This window comes from Ralstonia sp. UBA689, from assembly GCF_002298975.1.
GTDB lineage: Bacteria > Pseudomonadota > Gammaproteobacteria > Burkholderiales > Burkholderiaceae > Ralstonia.
In genome coordinates this window covers 60128-73066 of record NZ_DBMV01000044.1, presented here as the reverse complement: position 1 = coordinate 73066, position 12939 = coordinate 60128, and the positions used below count along the sequence as shown (strand labels likewise).

The 12939-nt window shown below is 65.4% G+C and carries 15 protein-coding genes; all 15 read left to right on the top strand.

Annotation, left to right across the window (positions count from 1 at the left end; translation table 11 throughout):
• Positions 1-83 precede the first annotated feature (83 nt).
• The 15 genes from B4F51_RS21840 (at position 84) to hisB (ending at position 12901) form a co-directional block, all read left to right on the top strand.
• Positions 84-1115 (top strand): Bug family tripartite tricarboxylate transporter substrate binding protein, encoded by a 1032-nt coding sequence (locus B4F51_RS21840; RefSeq protein ID WP_296228820.1) that lies wholly within the window; start codon positions 84-86, stop codon positions 1113-1115.
• A 248-nt stretch (positions 1116-1363) separates the two neighbouring features.
• Positions 1364-2191: an ABC transporter ATP-binding protein gene (locus tag B4F51_RS21835; RefSeq protein ID WP_296228839.1), complete on the top strand. Its 828-nt coding sequence runs from the start codon at positions 1364-1366 to the stop codon at positions 2189-2191.
• On the top strand, positions 2188-2955 hold the full coding sequence (gene mlaE, locus B4F51_RS21830) for a lipid asymmetry maintenance ABC transporter permease subunit MlaE (protein WP_296228819.1): 768 nt from the start codon (positions 2188-2190) through the stop codon (positions 2953-2955). Before B4F51_RS21835 ends, mlaE begins: the two co-directional genes overlap by 4 nt.
• A 37-nt stretch (positions 2956-2992) precedes the next feature.
• The gene (mlaD, locus tag B4F51_RS21825; RefSeq protein ID WP_296228817.1) at positions 2993-3514 is read left to right on the top strand and encodes an outer membrane lipid asymmetry maintenance protein MlaD; all 522 of its coding nucleotides are present in this window, start codon (positions 2993-2995) and stop codon (positions 3512-3514) included.
• A gap of 3 nt (positions 3515-3517) precedes the next feature.
• Positions 3518-4330, top strand: coding sequence for an MlaA family lipoprotein (locus B4F51_RS21820; protein ID WP_296228815.1), 813 nt, complete (start codon positions 3518-3520; stop codon positions 4328-4330).
• A 155-nt stretch (positions 4331-4485) separates the two neighbouring features.
• Positions 4486-5121 carry an MlaC/ttg2D family ABC transporter substrate-binding protein gene (locus B4F51_RS21815; protein ID WP_296228813.1) on the top strand — a complete coding sequence of 212 codons (636 nt, stop codon included), beginning with the start codon at positions 4486-4488 and terminating at the stop codon, positions 5119-5121.
• Between the two features lie 65 nt (positions 5122-5186).
• On the top strand, positions 5187-5507 hold the full coding sequence (locus B4F51_RS21810; RefSeq protein WP_296228810.1) for an STAS domain-containing protein: 321 nt from the start codon (positions 5187-5189) through the stop codon (positions 5505-5507).
• A gap of 238 nt (positions 5508-5745) precedes the next feature.
• Entirely contained in the window at positions 5746-6702 is a 957-nt protein-coding gene (locus tag B4F51_RS21805; RefSeq protein WP_296228808.1) for an ABC transporter ATP-binding protein, read from the top strand.
• Positions 6699-7487: an ABC transporter permease gene (locus B4F51_RS21800; RefSeq protein WP_296228807.1), complete on the top strand. Its 789-nt coding sequence runs from the start codon at positions 6699-6701 to the stop codon at positions 7485-7487. Before B4F51_RS21805 ends, B4F51_RS21800 begins: the two co-directional genes overlap by 4 nt.
• A gap of 59 nt (positions 7488-7546) precedes the next feature.
• Positions 7547-7783, top strand: coding sequence for a BolA family protein (locus B4F51_RS21795; protein WP_296228806.1), 237 nt, complete (start codon positions 7547-7549; stop codon positions 7781-7783).
• A 103-nt stretch (positions 7784-7886) separates the two neighbouring features.
• Positions 7887-9152 (top strand): UDP-N-acetylglucosamine 1-carboxyvinyltransferase, encoded by a 1266-nt coding sequence (gene murA / locus B4F51_RS21790; RefSeq protein ID WP_296228838.1) that lies wholly within the window; start codon positions 7887-7889, stop codon positions 9150-9152.
• A 7-nt stretch (positions 9153-9159) separates the two neighbouring features.
• Positions 9160-9849 carry an ATP phosphoribosyltransferase gene (hisG, locus tag B4F51_RS21785; protein WP_296228803.1) on the top strand — a complete coding sequence of 230 codons (690 nt, stop codon included), beginning with the start codon at positions 9160-9162 and terminating at the stop codon, positions 9847-9849.
• The gene (gene hisD, locus B4F51_RS21780) at positions 9846-11174 is read left to right on the top strand and encodes a histidinol dehydrogenase (protein ID WP_296228802.1); all 1329 of its coding nucleotides are present in this window, start codon (positions 9846-9848) and stop codon (positions 11172-11174) included. Before hisG ends, hisD begins: the two co-directional genes overlap by 4 nt.
• Positions 11175-11189: 15 nt before the next feature.
• Positions 11190-12314 carry a histidinol-phosphate transaminase gene (hisC, locus tag B4F51_RS21775; RefSeq protein ID WP_296228800.1) on the top strand — a complete coding sequence of 375 codons (1125 nt, stop codon included), beginning with the start codon at positions 11190-11192 and terminating at the stop codon, positions 12312-12314.
• Complete coding sequence (hisB, locus tag B4F51_RS21770; protein WP_296228798.1) at positions 12311-12901, top strand: imidazoleglycerol-phosphate dehydratase HisB; 591 nt, start codon at positions 12311-12313, stop codon at positions 12899-12901. Before hisC ends, hisB begins: the two co-directional genes overlap by 4 nt.
• Positions 12902-12939: the final 38 nt, after the last annotated feature.

The window sequence follows — 12939 nt, the reverse complement described above, 5'->3', positions numbered from 1 at the left end:
TGGTTTACATGAGTGCAGGGCGGCGCGGCGGATTTCTAGAATGGGGTTCCCCCCGAACTTAGGGCGGCAGGCCCTAAACCCCGATGCGAGCCAGCGCCAGCGACTTGCCTGCGGATGTGTCCGACGCGCCCGACCGGCGGCGGCGGCGGGTCATTGCCTGGCTCGGGGCGCTGCCCGCGTATCTCGCGCTGCCCGCGCATGCGCAGTTGCCGGACGATCCCTCGCAACCGCTGCGCCTAGTCGTGCCGGCTGCCGAGGGCAGCGTGTTTGACGCCTTGGCCCGGGCGCTGGCGGTGCAACTGCAGCTTCAGCTCGGACGCCCGGCCGGGGTCGACGACCGGCCGGCTGCCAATGGCATGGCTGCCGGCGAGATGGTTGCGCGTGCGCCGTCCGACGGCCGCACGCTGCTGCTCCATCAAACCACCTTTGTGGCCCAGCCAGCATTGGAGCCGGCACCATACGATCCGTTGCGCGACTTCCAGCCGGTGGCCATGGTGGCGACGCTGCCGCTGTTCCTGGTGGTCGACGCGCGTCAACCGGTCGGCTCCGTCGCTGAACTGATCGCGCAAGCCCGCACCGAATCGGCTTTGGTCAATTGTGGTTCGGAGGTGATCGGTACCTGGTCGCACCTTGTCGCCGAGCAGTTTGTGCGCGACTACGCGGTTCGCGCGCCGCACGTCACGGTCAAGGGCGAGGGCGGGCTCGTGCAACAGGTGCTGGCCGGGCGCATGACGGCCTGTTTTGCGAGCTATCCAAGCCTGTCGGCGGGGGTGACCAGTGGGCAGCTCAGGCTACTGGGCGTGACGGGGAGCGTGCGCTCGCCGTTTGCTCCCGCCGTGCCGACCCTACGCGAAGCGGGACTCGCCGGGTTCGATCACAGTGCCTGGATCGGGGTGTTCACGCCGGCGCGCACGCCCAAGCCGGTGGCGGCCCGGGCCGCCACCGAACTCCGCCGCGCGTTGACGGCAGATGATGTGCGCGCCACATTGCGTGCCGGCGGTTTCGAGCCCGAATGGGACGCTCCGGACAGCTTCGCACAGGCCGTCCGCCGTGATGCCACGCATTGGCAGGCCCTGATCCGCCAAGCCGATCTGCGCCTCGGCAGCCTCGACTGAGTCGGCTTTTCTGATCACTTGTGCAGCGCATTCGGCAATGCTACAAGACCCTCCAATCCACGGCGCGGCGCTCACGCCACACAAACTGTAGGTAAGCGTAACGTGACCGACGGGCTACGCGGGTTTCCACCTATAATGGCGGGCCGTACCGAGCCGGTACGGCTAGCGAACACAACAAGATGCGGTCCTCCGCTGGTCACCGCGAGCAGGCCTCCAACCAGTCGAGCCCTCAGCACCCGAACGCCATCGTGTCCACCCAGCCTTCCACCGCCGTCGTCGAACTCGATCAGGTCGATTTCGCGTACCAGCCAGGCGCACGGCGCATCCTGTCCGGCCTGTGCATGCGCGTGCCCAAGGGCAGCGTGGTCGCCGTCATGGGCGGCTCGGGCTGCGGCAAGACGACGGTTCTGCGGCTGATCGGCGGGCAGGTGGGCGCGGAGGCTGGCACGGTGCGCGTGCATGGTCAGGACATCGGCGCGATGGACAAGCCGGCGCTGTACGCCGCACGTCGCCAGATGGGCATGCTGTTCCAGTTCGGCGCGCTGTTTACCGATATGTCCGTGTTCGACAATGTGGCATTTCCGCTGCGCGAACACACCGAACTGCCCGAGCCGCTCATCCGCGATCTGGTGCTGATGAAGCTCAACGCCGTCGGCCTGCGCGGCGCGCGCGACCTGATGCCTTCGCAGATCTCCGGCGGCATGGCGCGGCGCGTGGCGCTGGCGCGCGCCATTGCGCTGGACCCGTCGCTCATCCTCTACGACGAGCCGTTCGCCGGGCTGGACCCGATCTCCCTGGGCCTGACCGCCTCGCTTATCCGCAAGCTGAACGACGCGCTGGGCGCCACCAGCATCATCGTCTCGCACGATGTGCAGGAGACGTTCCGCATCGCCGATTACGTTTATTTCATCGCCAACGGTGGCATTGCCGCCGAAGGCACGCCGGCGGAGCTTTCGGCCTCAACCGATCCGTTTGTGCGCCAGTTCGTGCACGGCGAGGCGGATGGCCCCGTGCCGTTCCACTATCCGGGCGCGCCGCTGGCTGAAGACTTCGGTCTGAAGGGGGGCGCCCGATGATCGCCGCCATCGGCCGCTTCGTCCTCGTGCTGATCAGCCGCTTCGGCTATGCCGCGCGCACGTTGGTCTCGCTCATCGGTGCTTCTGGCGACGTGCTGCGTCGCCCGCGCCTGGTGATCGAGCAATTGCGCTTCATCGGCAACGATTCGTTCATCATCATCGCGGTTTCGGGCCTGTTCGTCGGCTTCGTGCTTGGCCTGCAGGGGTACAACACGCTTAACCGCTACGGCTCGGAGCAGGCGCTGGGCCTGCTGGTGGCGCTGTCGCTGGTGCGTGAGCTGGGGCCCGTGGTGACGGCGTTGCTGTTTGCCGGTCGTGCCGGCACCTCGCTCACCGCCGAGATCGGCCTGATGAAGGCCGGCGAGCAACTGATCGCCATGGAAATGATGGCCGTCGATCCGCTCGCCCGCGTGCTGGCGCCGCGCTTTTGGGCGGGCTTTATCGCCATGCCGCTGCTGGCAGCCATCTTCAGCGCCGTGGGTATTCTGGGTGGATACTTCGTCGGTGTCGGCTTGATCGGCGTGGATCCTGGCGCGTTCTGGTCGCAGATGCAGGCCGGCGTGGATGTCATGGATGACGTGCTCAATGGCGTCATCAAGAGTTTCGTGTTTGGTGTGGCGGTCACCTTCATCGCGCTGTATCAGGGCTATGAGGCCAAGGCCACGCCCGAAGGCGTCTCGCGCGCGACCACCCGCACTGTGGTGATTGCGTCGCTGACCGTGCTGGCGCTGGACTTCGTGCTCACGGCGCTGATGTTCAGCTGAGCCGCCGGTTGTCGTTAGCGTTCAACGAGAAAAGATCATGCGTAAAAGCGTCCTCGATTTCTGGGTCGGCCTGTTCGTGCTGGTGGGCATCATTGCGCTGCTGTTCCTGGCGCTCAAGGCGGGCAATATGAGTTCGTTCTCATTTGCCAAGACCTACCAGGTGCGCGCGGCGTTCGACAACATCGGCGGCCTGAAGGTGCGCGCGCCGGTCAAGAGCTCGGGCGTGGTGGTCGGCCGCGTGTCGCAAATCCTGTTCGACGACAAGGCCTATCAGGCGACCATCGTGATCGACATGGACCAACGCTACCGGTTCCCGAAGGATTCGTCGGCCAAGATCCTGACCTCTGGCCTGCTGGGTGAGCAGTACGTGGGCATCGAGCCGGGCGGTGACGAAGCCATGCTGGCCGATGGCAGCAAGATCACCATGACGCAGTCGGCGGTGGTGCTGGAGAACCTGATCAGCCAGTTCCTCTACAGTAAGGCGGCAGATGCCGGTGCCGGCGGTGCAAATGGCAGCGCCAGCGGTGCCAAGCCGGCCGAGGGCAGTGGGAGTAAATAGATCATGAAAACAAGAACATCCATTCGCACGCTGCGCGCTTTCGTGCAGGCTGCGCTGGTCATGGTGGCCGGCGCCACGTTGCTGACGGGCTGCGCCACCGGCCCGAACGCCAATCCGGCTGACCCGATCGAGCCGTTCAACCGCGAGGTCTTCCGCATCAACGACGACTTCGACAAGGGCGTGCTCAAGCCGGTCGCGCAAACCTACGTGGACACGGTGCCGTCGCCGGCGCGCACGGCCGTGTCGAACTTCTTCTCCAACGCGGGCGACGTCTACTCGGCCGTCAACAACCTGCTGCAACTGAAGGGCACAGCCGCGCTGGAAGACACCATGCGCGTGGCCATCAATACCGTGCTGGGCCTGGGCGGCCTGATCGATATCGCTTCAGACGCCGGCCTGCCCAAGCACAAGGAAGACTTCGGCCAGACCCTGGGCGTGTGGGGCGTACCGGCGGGGCCGTATATCGTGTGGCCGCTGCTGGGGCCGAGCACGGTGCGCGACACTGCCGGCTTCCTGGTCGACTGGCAGTTGGACCCGCTCACGTATTGGCACAACAGCACCATCACGTATTCGCTGGCTGCGCTGCGCGTGGTCGATGTGCGCGCCAGCCTGCTCGGCGCCAGCAACGTGCTGGAAGCCGCAGCCGTCGACAAGTACACCTTCATGCGCGACGCCTACCTGCAGCGCCGCCGCTACTTAATCTACGACGGCAATCTGCCGGAAGACCAAGATGGCAAGAAGGAGCCGGATACCGGTGATGCCACGGTGTCGCCCTATCAGCGCTTCACGCCCAACTGGCCCGTGTTCCGCCGCTGATCCGGCACACGTAACAGCCAGGCCTCAAAGGTGACAAGGCGTAAAACTAGCGGCGTCCGGACGAACTCAGTCCCAAAGTGGCTGTTCTAACGGCCAACAAGGAGCGCAGCGGTCTTGCCGCATGCGACCCGGAAATCACACAAGAAGGACACGATATGCTGAAAAAACTCCTGCGTTCTCTATTTGCCGGTCTGGCGCTGACGGCTGCCGTGGCTGCCGCCCCCGTCAATGCCCAGGAGGCCGACGCACAAGGTACGGTCAAGACGGCTGTGGACGAGGTGCTCTCCACCATCAAGGGCGACCCGGAACTGCGCAACGGCAACATGACGAAGGTCTACCAACTGGTCGACCAGAAGATCGTGCCGCGCGCCGACTTCAAGCGCACCACGCAGATTGCCATGGGCCGTTTCTGGAGCCAGGCGACGCCGGAACAACAGCGACAGATCCAGGACGGCTTCAAAACACTGCTGATCCGCACCTACGCGGGCGCGCTGTCGAACGTGAAGAACCAGACCGTGACGTACAAGCCGTTCCGTGCCGCGGCTGATGACACCGATGTGGTGGTGCGTTCGCTGGTCAACAACAACGGCGAGCCGGTGGCGCTGGACTACCGCATGGAAAAGACGCCGAACGGCTGGAAGGTCTACGACATCAACATCAGCGGCCTGTGGCTGTCGGAAACCTATAAGAACCAGTTTGCCGAAGTCATCAACAAGAAGGGTGGGGTGGCAGGCCTGGTGCAGTTCCTGGACGAGCGCAACGAGCAACTCGCGAAGGGGCCGGCAAAGTAAGCCGGCTTCCGGTAAAATCGACACAGCGGTCATTTTCGGCCGCTGTTTCTTTTTCTGACTCGACCATGTTGACCTTGTCCGGCTCGCTGACCCAACGCGAAGCGCCGCGCGTCCTGCGCGAGGGCGAGGCGCAGCTCGGCCAAGCGCGTGAGGCGGGTGCTGCCGCCTTGCACGTCGATTGTGCCGGGCTGTCGCGGGTCGATTCTTCCGCATTGGCGGTGCTGCTGTCCTGGCAGCGTACGGCGCAGGCCGCCGGCATCGGGCTGGAAATCGCAGGCGCTCCCGAGGCGCTGTCCAATCTTGCGACGCTGTACGGCGTCGAGTCCTTGCTGGCCTCGCTGGCTGTTAAGCCGGCCCCCATAGACCACCAACACGCACGACATTGAGGCGGCATCCGGTGCGGGGCGGTTTCCTCGACATCGCGATGCCGCGCCCCGACCAGGGCGCCGCGCGCGCTCCTGGAAGCTCCGGCCCGGCGCCGTCAGCCGTGCCGCCGTCTGTTGGTGCAGTTCCCCTATAATTCTGGGTTTGTTGCTCTGCCGCCGCCACGTGCGGCGTCCGAGGCCGCGAAGATTCTGTCGATCCGTGGTCACGATATGCGCGGAGTAGTTCACTTTGTCGGCCATGAAAGCCATCGAAATCGCTGACGTCCGCAAGCGCTACAAGTCATTGCAAGCGCTCAAGGGCGTGAGCCTGTCTGTCGAGCAGGGCGAGTTTTTCGGTCTGCTGGGCCCCAACGGCGCGGGGAAGACCACGCTGATCTCCATCCTCGCGGGCCTGAATCGCGCCGATTCCGGCAGCGTGCGCGTGCTCGGACACGACGTCGTCTCCGATTACCGCACCGCGCGCCGCAAGCTCGGCGTGGTGCCGCAGGAGCTGGTGTTCGATCCTTTTTTCACCGTGCGCGAGACGCTGCGCCTGCAGTCGGGCTACTTCGGCCTGACCAAGAACGACGATTGGATCGACGAGGTCATGGCCAACCTCGACCTGACCAACAAGGCCGATACCAATATGCGTGCGCTGTCGGGCGGCATGAAGCGCCGCGTGCTGGTGGCGCAGGCGCTGGTTCACCGCCCGCCGGTGATCGTGCTGGACGAGCCGACCGCCGGCGTGGACGTCGAACTGCGTCAGACGCTGTGGAAGTTCATCGCGCGCCTGAACCGCGAAGGCCACACCGTCGTGCTGACCACGCACTACCTGGAAGAAGCCGAATCCCTGTGCGACCGCATCGCCATGCTCAAGTTTGGCGAGGTGGTCGCGTTGGATCGCACGGCCAACCTGCTGTCGCAGTTTGCGGGGCTGCAGCTTGTGCTGAGCTTTGCGCATGGCGCGCTGCCGGCTTCGCTCGAGAGCCTGCGCTCCCCGGGCAACCACGCCGAGCGCGGCGTGCGCCTGCGTCTGTCGGGCTACGGCGAGGTCGAGCAGATTCTCGCCACCTGCCGCCAGGCCGGTTGCGAAATCGATGACATGGAAATCGCCAAGGCCGACCTCGAAGACGTGTTCGTGCAGATCATGCGCCGCGAGGGCGGACTCCCCGCCGTGCCGCAAATGCCCGAGACTGCGCTGGAGCCCGCTGCATGAATACGATTCCCGAGACCTTGCCGGGCCGCTGGGTCGGTTTCCGCACACTGCTGTACAAGGAAGTGCTGCGCTTCTGGAAGGTGAGCTTCCAGACCGTGGCCGCGCCGGTGCTGACCGCGCTGCTGTATCTGCTGATCTTCGGCCACGTGCTGGAAGACCGCGTCAAGGTGTTCGACCAGCTGAGCTACACCGCCTTCCTGGTGCCGGGCCTCGTGATGATGAGCGTGCTGCAGAACGCGTTCGCAAACAGCTCGTCGTCGCTCATCCAGTCGAAGATCACCGGCAACCTCGTATTCATCATGCTGCCGCCACTGTCGCACTGGGAGATGTTCGGCGCCTATGTGTGCGCCTCCGTCATCCGCGGTCTGGCCGTTGGCGCGGGCGTGCTGCTGGTGACGACGTGGTTTGCGCACCTGCACTTTGCGCAGCCGCTGTGGATCATCGTTTTTGCCGTGCTGGGTGCGGCGGTGCTCGGTACGCTGGGGCTGATCGCCGGCATCTGGGCCGAGAAGTTCGACCAGCTCGCGGCGTTCCAGAACTTTCTGATCGTGCCGGCCACCTTCCTGGCGGGCGTGTTTTATTCGATTCATTCGCTGCCGGCCTTCTGGCAGGCGGTGTCCCACGCCAACCCGTTCTTCTACATGATCGACGGCTTTCGCTACGGCTTCTTCGGCGTGTCCGATGTGCCGGTGGCGACGAGCCTCGGCGTGATGCTGATCGCGCTGGTCGTGGTGGGGGGGATTGCCCTGCAGATGCTGCGCACGGGCTACAAGCTGCGCCATTGATGCGTCGATAAAAAAAGCGAACGACGCACACCCTAACGTTTTCTGGAGAAGGGAAGGCCATGTTGCCCACACCCGAACAAATCAAGCAGTACATTGAAGCTGGCCTGCCGTGCGAGCACCTCGAAGTCGAGGGCGACGGTCAGCACTTCTTCGCCACCATCGTCAGCGCGCAGTTTGAAGGCAAGCGCCTGATCCAGCGCCACCAGCTCGTCTATGCGGCGCTGGGTGATCGCATGCGCGCGGAGATCCACGCGCTGTCGATGAAGACGCTGACCCCGACGGAGTGGAAGTCCTGAGATGGCCGAGCTTGATCCCACCCCCGCTGCATCCGCGGCCTACGCCGAAACCGATTCCGACCTTGCGCTCGCCGAGCGCCCTGTACGACGTGACGTCTCGCTCATGGACAAACTGCTGATCGAAGGCAATGGCCCGCTGTTGGGCGAAATCCGCGTGTCTGGCGCCAAGAACGCCGCGCTGCCCATCATGTGCGCCGCGCTGCTGACGCCTGAGCCGCTGGTGCTGCACAACGTGCCCAACCTGCAGGATGTGCGCACGATGCTCAAGCTGCTGCGCCAGATGGGCGTGGAGGGCGCGCTGGACGGCAACAACCTCACGCTCGACGGCGCCAACATCCACACGCCGGAAGCGCCGTACGATCTGGTGAAGACCATGCGCGCGTCGATCCTGGTGCTGGGCCCGCTGCTGGCGCGCTTTGGCCACGCACGCGTGTCGCTGCCGGGCGGCTGCGGCATCGGTGCCCGTCCGGTCGACCAGCACATCAAGGGCCTGCAGCAGATGGGCGCCGAGATCGTCATCGAACACGGCTACATCGAAGCCAAGCTCGCCGACGGCGCCAAGCGCCTGAGCGGCGCACGCATCGTCACCGACATGGTGACGGTGACCGGCACCGAGAACCTGCTGATGGCCGCCGTGCTGGCCGACGGCGAAACCGTGCTGGAGAACGCCGCACGCGAGCCCGAAGTGACCGATCTCGCCAACCTGCTCGTGAAGATGGGTGCACGCATCGACGGCATCGGCACTGATCGCCTGGTGGTACAGGGCGTCGAAGCGCTCAAGGGCGCCGAGCACGCCGTGATTGCCGACCGCATCGAAGCCGGCACCTTCCTGTGCGCCGTGGCTGCGGCCGGCGGCGATGTGACGCTGCGCGACGTGCCGCCGGGCATCCTCGATGCCGTGCTCGACAAGCTGCGCGAGGCTGGCGTGACGCTCACCACGGGCGACGACTGGATTCGTGTACAGATGAGCAGCCGCCCGAAGGCCGTGAGCTTCCGCACGTCGGAGTACCCGGCTTTCCCGACCGACATGCAGGCGCAGTTCATGATGCTCAACGCCATTGCCGAGGGTGCCGCGACGGTGACGGAGACGATCTTCGAAAACCGTTTCATGCACGTGCAGGAACTCAACCGCCTGGGCGCCAATATCGTGATCGATGGCAAGACGGCGATGGTGACGGGCGTCGAGCAACTGTCGGGTGCGACCGTCATGGCGACCGATCTGCGTGCCTCCGCCAGCCTGGTGATTGCCGGCCTGGTGGCGCAGGGCGAAACGCTGGTCGACCGCATCTATCACCTCGACCGCGGCTACGACCGCATCGAAGACAAGCTCTCCGCCGTCGGCGCCAAGATCCGCCGTATCCAAGGGTAAGCAGGCCATGAACGCATTCCAGTCCGCCTCCGATCAGCTCACGCTGGCACTGTCGAAAGGGCGCATTTTTGAAGAGACGCTGCCGCTGTTGAAGGCCGCGGGCATCGAGGTGACCGAAGATCCGGAAACCTCGCGCAAGCTGATCTTGCCGACCTCTGACCCGGCGCTGCGCGTGATCATCGTGCGGGCCTCCGACGTGCCGACCTACGTGCAGTACGGCGCAGCGGACTTCGGCGTAGCCGGCCGCGACGTGCTGATGGAGCACGGCATGGCGGGCCTGTATGCGCCCATCGACCTGAACATCGCCCGCTGCCGCATGTCGGTGGCGGTGCCCAAGGGCTTCGATTACGCCAACGCGGTGCGCCAGGGCGCGCGCCTGTCGGTCGCGACGAAGTATCTGAACACCGCGCGCGAGCACTTCGCCAAGAAGGGCGTGCACGTCGACCTGATCAAGCTGTACGGCTCGATGGAGCTGGGCCCGCTGGTGGGCCTGGCCGATGCCATCGTCGATTTGGTCAGCACCGGTGGCACGCTGCGCGCGAACAACCTTGTCGAGGTGGAGGAGATCGTGCAGATCTCGTCCCGACTGGTCGTCAACCAGGCCGCACTGAAGTTGAAGCGCGAGCGGCTGGCGCCCATCCTCGACGCTTTTGAGCGCGCATCGGCCAAGAGCGAGCGCGTTGGGGAACCCGCATGAGCCTGAGCATCCGTAAGCTGGATTCGGCCGAAGCCGGATTCGCGGCGCAACTGCGCCAGGTGCTCGCCTTCGAGGCGAGCGAAGATGAAGCCATCGACCGCGCCGCCGCGCAGATTCTGGCCGATGTGAAGGCGCGCGGCGACGCTGCCGTGCTGGAAACCACGCGCCGCTTTGACCGCATCGAAGCAGAGAGCGTAGCCGCGCTGGAGCTGTCGCCGGCCGCGCTGCAAGCCGCGCTGGATGGCCTGGAGCCCAAGCGCCGTGCCGCGCTGGAGGCCGCGGCCGCCCGCGTGCGCGCCTACCACGAGAAGCAGAAGCTCGAATGCGGCACGCATAGTTGGGAATACGCCGAAGCCGATGGCACCGTGCTCGGCCAGAAGGTCACGCCGCTCGATCGCGTGGGCATCTACGTGCCGGGCGGCAAGGCAGCGTATCCGTCGTCGGTGCTGATGAACGCGATTCCGGCACGCGTGGCCGGCGTCAAGGAAATCATCATGGTGGTGCCCACGCCGGGCGGCGTGCGCAACGAACTGGTGCTGGCCGCCGCCTGCATCGCTGGCGTGGACCGCGTGTTCACCATCGGCGGTGCGCAGGCCGTGGGCGCGTTGGCTTACGGCACCGACACCGTTCCGCCTGTCGACAAGATTGTCGGCCCGGGCAACGCTTATGTGGCCGCGGCCAAGCGCCGTGTGTTTGGCACGGTCGGCATCGACATGATTGCCGGGCCGTCGGAAATCCTCGTCATCTGCGACGGCAGCACCGACCCCGACTGGGTGGCGATGGACCTGTTCTCGCAAGCTGAGCACGACGAGCTGGCCCAATCGATCCTGCTGTGCCCGAACGCCGAATTCATTGCGCAGGTGGAAGCCAGCATCAACCGCCAGCTCGAAGACATGCCGCGCCGGAGCGTGATTGCTGAGTCGCTGTCGGGCCGCGGTGCGCTGATCAAGGTGCGCGACATGGAAGAGGCGTGCGACATCGCCAACGACATCGCGCCGGAGCATCTGGAGATTTCGGCAGAGAACCCGCGCCAGTGGGCTGAGCGCATCCGCCACGCCGGCGCGATTTTCCTCGGCAAGTACACCAGCGAATCGCTGGGCGACTACTGCGCGGGCCCGAACCACGTGCTGCCGACCTCGCGCACGGCGCGCTTCTCGTCGCCGCTCGGCGTGTACGACTTCATCAAGCGCTCCAGCCTGATCGAGGTGAGCGAAGCCGGTGCGCAGATGCTCGGAGAGATCGCCGCCGAACTGGCCTACGGCGAAGGCCTGCAGGCGCATGCCCGCAGCGCCGAGTACCGCCTGCAACGCACTGCCTCCGAATAACACGATCCACAAGCCATGACCGCCTCAGCGCCAGTCCAGCCTTCTCTCGATAACCTGCTCGCCCGCATCGTGCGCGACGACGTGCGCGCCATGGGTGCGTACCACGTGCCCGACGCGACCGGCATGGTCAAGCTGGATGCGATGGAGAACCCGTACCATCTGCCGGCGATGCTGCGCGACGCACTGGGCAAGCGTCTGGCCGATGTGGCGCTGAACCGCTACCCGGTGCCGACCGCCGATGCACTCAAGGCGCAGCTCAAGCGTGTGATGCACGTGCCGGCCGGTGCTGAAGTGCTGCTGGGCAACGGCTCGGACGAGATCATCAGCCTGATCGCCATTGCCGCGGCCAAGCCGGGCGCGACCGTGCTGGCGCCGCTGCCGGGCTTCGTGATGTACGCGATGTCGGCGCAGTTGCTTGGGCTCAAGTTTGTTGGCGTGCCGCTCAAGGCGGACCTGACGCTGGACCGCGAGGCGATGCTCGCTGCCATGGCCGAGCACCAGCCTGCCGTCATCTACCTGGCGTACCCCAACAACCCGACTGGCAACCTGTTCGACGCCGCCGACATGGATGCGATCATCCGCGCCGCTCGCGGCCCGGTGTGCCAGAGCCTGGTGGTGGTCGACGAGGCCTACCAGCCGTTCGCGCAACACAGCTGGATGCCGCGCCTGCCCGACTTTGACCACCTGCTGGTGATGCGCACCGTCTCCAAGTTGGGCCTGGCCGGCATCCGCCTGGGTTACGTTTCCGGCCACCCGAAGTGGATCGCCGAGCTGGACAAGGTGCGCCCGCCGTACAACGTGAATGTGCTGACCGAGGCCACTGCATCGTTCGTGCTCGACCACGTGGACGTGCTTGATGCTCAGGCAGCGACCTTGCGTGCCGAGCGCACCAAACTGATCGACGCGCTGTCTGCCCAGCCGGGCGTGACGGTGTTCCCAAGCGCCGCCAACTTCATCCTGCTGCGCGTGCCCGATGCCGCCGGCACGTTCGAGCGGCTGCTCAAACGGCGGATTCTCGTCAAAAACGTCAGTAAAATGCACCCGTTGCTGGCCAACTGTCTGCGCGTGACGGTCAGCAATCCCGAAGAAAACGCGCAATTTCTCGATGCCTTTGCTGCATCGCTGCAGGACGCCCCATGAGCCGCCGTGCCGAGGTCACTCGCAACACTTCCGAGACGCAGATCCGCGTCGTCCTTGATCTGGACGGTACGGGCAAGCAGACGCTGAATACCGGCGTCCCCTTCCTCGACCACATGCTCGACCAGATTGCCCGCCACGGCATGGTCGACCTGGAAGTTGCCGCCACCGGCGACACCCACATCGACGACCATCACACCGTGGAAGACGTCGGCATCACGCTCGGCCAGGCGGTGGCCAAGGCCATCGGCGACAAGAAGGGCATCGTGCGCTACGGCCACAGCTACGTGCCGCTGGACGAAGCCCTGTCGCGCGTGGTGATCGATTTCTCAGGCCGTCCGGGCCTGGAGTTCCACGTGCCGTTCACGCGCGCACGCGTCGGCAACTTCGACGTGGACCTGTCTATCGAATTCTTCCGCGGGTTCGTCAACCATGCCGGCGTGACGCTGCATATCGACAACCTGCGCGGCGTTAACGCGCACCACCAGATTGAGACCGTGTTCAAGGCCTTCGGCCGCGCGCTGCGCATGGCGGTCGAGATCGACCCGCGCGCCGCCGGCACGATTCCGTCGACCAAGGGCGCCCTGTAAATCACTGCGTCGGCCTGGCCGCGCCTACCCGACTCCAA

Coding starts and splice junctions, on each gene's coding strand:
- B4F51_RS21795 (WP_296228806.1), top strand. CDS start 7,547: ATGTTGCCCACACCCGAACAAATCAAGCAGTACATTGAAGCTGGCCTG.
- B4F51_RS21800 (WP_296228807.1), top strand. CDS start 6,699: ATGAATACGATTCCCGAGACCTTGCCGGGCCGCTGGGTCGGTTTCCGC.
- mlaE (WP_296228819.1), top strand. CDS start 2,188: ATGATCGCCGCCATCGGCCGCTTCGTCCTCGTGCTGATCAGCCGCTTC.
- B4F51_RS21815 (WP_296228813.1), top strand. CDS start 4,486: ATGCTGAAAAAACTCCTGCGTTCTCTATTTGCCGGTCTGGCGCTGACG.
- hisC (WP_296228800.1), top strand. CDS start 11,190: ATGACCGCCTCAGCGCCAGTCCAGCCTTCTCTCGATAACCTGCTCGCC.
- hisD (WP_296228802.1), top strand. CDS start 9,846: ATGAGCCTGAGCATCCGTAAGCTGGATTCGGCCGAAGCCGGATTCGCG.
- mlaD (WP_296228817.1), top strand. CDS start 2,993: ATGCGTAAAAGCGTCCTCGATTTCTGGGTCGGCCTGTTCGTGCTGGTG.
- B4F51_RS21810 (WP_296228810.1), top strand. CDS start 5,187: ATGTTGACCTTGTCCGGCTCGCTGACCCAACGCGAAGCGCCGCGCGTC.
- murA (WP_296228838.1), top strand. CDS start 7,887: ATGGACAAACTGCTGATCGAAGGCAATGGCCCGCTGTTGGGCGAAATC.
- B4F51_RS21805 (WP_296228808.1), top strand. CDS start 5,746: ATGAAAGCCATCGAAATCGCTGACGTCCGCAAGCGCTACAAGTCATTG.
- hisB (WP_296228798.1), top strand. CDS start 12,311: ATGAGCCGCCGTGCCGAGGTCACTCGCAACACTTCCGAGACGCAGATC.
- B4F51_RS21840 (WP_296228820.1), top strand. CDS start 84: ATGCGAGCCAGCGCCAGCGACTTGCCTGCGGATGTGTCCGACGCGCCC.
- B4F51_RS21820 (WP_296228815.1), top strand. CDS start 3,518: ATGAAAACAAGAACATCCATTCGCACGCTGCGCGCTTTCGTGCAGGCT.
- hisG (WP_296228803.1), top strand. CDS start 9,160: ATGAACGCATTCCAGTCCGCCTCCGATCAGCTCACGCTGGCACTGTCG.